This window comes from Xanthomonas maliensis (assembly GCF_009192945.1).
GTDB classification, from domain to species: domain Bacteria; phylum Pseudomonadota; class Gammaproteobacteria; order Xanthomonadales; family Xanthomonadaceae; genus Xanthomonas; species Xanthomonas maliensis.
The window spans coordinates 2,501-5,647 of record NZ_NSET01000018.1 but is presented as its reverse complement, the minus strand read 5'-3'; the positions used below and the strand labels follow the sequence as shown (position 1 = coordinate 5,647).

Below are 3,147 nucleotides of genomic sequence, written 5' to 3'. Positions count from 1 at the left end.
GTGTCGCTGTGTCAAGCCAAGCGCAGGGTGCGTGAAGCGGTGATCAGGTGTTGTGGTGGTGTGGGGCTTTGGTCGGCGGATTGCGGCGTGGGCAGAGGCGGGATCGGCGTGTGGATGCAGTGATCCATCGGGAGGCGGCGGCGGCGCGACGGCCGGGGCGTTCATGTTGACGGCGGTGTGCGGGCCATTTTCTTTTGGAAGCCTGCCGCAGGGATCGGTGGAGGTGTGGCGCAAAAAGAAACCCCCCGTCCTGTTGGACGGAGGGTTTCGGGGTAAAGCCCCTGGCGATGACCTACTCTCGCATGGCTTGAGCCACACTACCATCGGCGCAGCTGCGTTTCACTTCCGAGTTCGGGATGGGATCGGGTGGTTCCACAGCGCTAATTTCACCAGGGAGACGGTTGGAGCGTCGCCATCCAAAGAACGGATGAGGCGCGCGTCTCGCATAGGGACTTATGACGTAGCTTGCATTTGGATGATCTACCAACGTTCGTTGGGACCAAGGCAACTTGAGGTTATATGGTCAAGCCGCACGGATCATTAGTATCAGTTAGCTCAATGCATTGCTGCACTTACACACCTGACCTATCAACCACGTAGTCTACATGGTTCCTTTAGGGGGCTTGTGCCCCGGGAAGTCTCATCTTGAGGCGCGCTTCCCGCTTAGATGCTTTCAGCGGTTATCGCTTCCGAACATAGCTACCCGGCAATGCCACTGGCGTGACAACCGGAACACCAGAGGTTCGTCCACTCCGGTCCTCTCGTACTAGGAGCAGCCCCTCTCAAACTTCCAACGCCCATGGCAGATAGGGACCGAACTGTCTCACGACGTTCTGAACCCAGCTCGCGTACCACTTTAAATGGCGAACAGCCATACCCTTGGGACCGACTACAGCCCCAGGATGTGATGAGCCGACATCGAGGTGCCAAACACCGCCGTCGATATGAACTCTTGGGCGGTATCAGCCTGTTATCCCCGGAGTACCTTTTATCCGTTGAGCGATGGCCCTTCCATACAGAACCACCGGATCACTAAGACCTACTTTCGTACCTGCTTGATCCGTCGATCTTGCAGTCAAGCACGCTTATGCCTTTGCACACAGTGCGCGATGTCCGACCGCGCTGAGCGTACCTTCGTGCTCCTCCGTTACTCTTTAGGAGGAGACCGCCCCAGTCAAACTACCCACCATACACGGTCCCTGATCCGGATAACGGACCTAGGTTAGAACGTCAAGCACGACAGGGTGGTATTTCAAGGATGGCTCCACTGCAGCTAGCGCCACAGTTTCATAGCCTCCCACCTATCCTACACAGACGAACTCAACGTTCAGTGTAAAGCTATAGTAAAGGTTCACGGGGTCTTTCCGTCTTGCCACGGGAACGCTGCATCTTCACAGCGATTTCAATTTCACTGAGTCTCGGGTGGAGACAGCGCCGCTGTCGTTACGCCATTCGTGCAGGTCGGAACTTACCCGACAAGGAATTTCGCTACCTTAGGACCGTTATAGTTACGGCCGCCGTTTACTGGGGCTTCGATCAAGAGCTTCGCCTTGCGGCTGACCCCATCAATTAACCTTCCAGCACCGGGCAGGCGTCACACCCTATACGTCCACTTTCGTGTTTGCAGAGTGCTGTGTTTTTGATAAACAGTCGCAGCGGCCTGGTTTCTGCGACCCTCTTCAGCTATAGCTCGCACGAGCCACCAAAAAGGGTGCACCTTCTCCCGAAGTTACGGTGCCATGTTGCCTAGTTCCTTCACCCGAGTTCTCTCAAGCGCCTGAGAATTCTCATCCTACCCACCTGTGTCGGTTTACGGTACGGTCTTCGTGAGCTGAAGCTTAGGAGCTTTTCCTGGAAGCGTGGTATCAGTGACTCTGTCAAAAAGACTCGTCTCGGTGCTCGGTCTTAAAGGATCCCGGATTTGCCAAAGATCCAAACCTACCGCCTTTCCCCGGGACAACCAACGCCCGGTACACCTAACCTTCTCCGTCCCTCCATCGCACTCACGCGAGGTGCAGGAATATTAACCTGCTTCCCATCGACTACGGCTTTCGCCCTCGCCTTAGGGACCGACTAACCCTGCGTCGATTAACGTTGCGCAAGGAAACCTTGGGCTTTCGGCGTGCGGGCTTTTCACCCGCATTATCGTTACTCATGTCAGCATTCGCACTTCCGATACCTCCAGCAGACTTCTCAATCCACCTTCGCAGGCTTACGGAACGCTCCTCTACCGCGCATAAAACAAGTTTTATGCACCCCAAGCTTCGGTTCACTGCTTAGCCCCGTTAAATCTTCCGCGCAGACCGACTCGACCAGTGAGCTATTACGCTTTCTTTAAAGGGTGGCTGCTTCTAAGCCAACCTCCTGGCTGTCTATGCCTTTCCACATCGTTTTCCACTTAGCAGTGAATTTGGGACCTTAGCTGTGGGTCTGGGTTGTTTCCCTTTTCACGACGGACGTTAGCACCCGCCGTGTGTCTCCCGGATAGTACGTACTGGTATTCGGAGTTTGCAATGGTTTGGTAAGTCGCGATGACCCCCTAGCCATAACAGTGCTCTACCCCCAGTAGTATTCGTCCGAGGCGCTACCTAAATAGCTTTCGAGGAGAACCAGCTATCTCCGGGTTCGATTAGCTTTTCACTCCTAATCACACCTCATCCCCTACCTTTGCAACGGGAGTGGGTTCGGGCCTCCAGTCAGTGTTACCTGACCTTCACCCTGGGCATGACTAGATCACCCGGTTTCGGGTCTACTGCCCGCGACTATGCGCCCTTATCAGACTCGGTTTCCCTTCGCCTCCCCTATACGGTTAAGCTTGCCACGAACAGTAAGTCGCTGACCCATTATACAAAAGGTACGCAGTCACTCTTGCGAGCTCCTACTGCTTGTACGCACACGGTTTCAGGATCTATTTCACTCCCCTCTCCGGGGTTCTTTTCGCCTTTCCCTCACGGTACTGGTTCACTATCGGTCGGTCAGGAGTATTTAGCCTTGGAGGATGGTCCCCCCATATTCAGACAGGGTTTCACGTGCCCCGCCCTACTCGTCTTCACTGGAGTGGCCCTTTTAAATACAGGGCTATCACCTTCTATGGCCAACCTTTCCAGGTTGTTTTTCTAAAGCCATTCCAGCTTAAGGGCTGTTCCC

2 rRNA genes (1 of these 2 running past the window's edge) are annotated in these 3,147 nt (G+C 54.7%); both read right to left on the bottom strand.

Annotation, left to right across the window (positions count from 1 at the left end):
* Positions 1–279: 279 nt before the first annotated feature.
* Positions 280–394, bottom strand: a 5S ribosomal RNA gene (gene rrf, locus CKY51_RS04605).
* Positions 395–519: 125 nt separating this feature from the next.
* Positions 520–3,147: ribosomal RNA gene (locus CKY51_RS04600) — 23S ribosomal RNA — on the bottom strand (it continues 253 nt past the right edge of the window).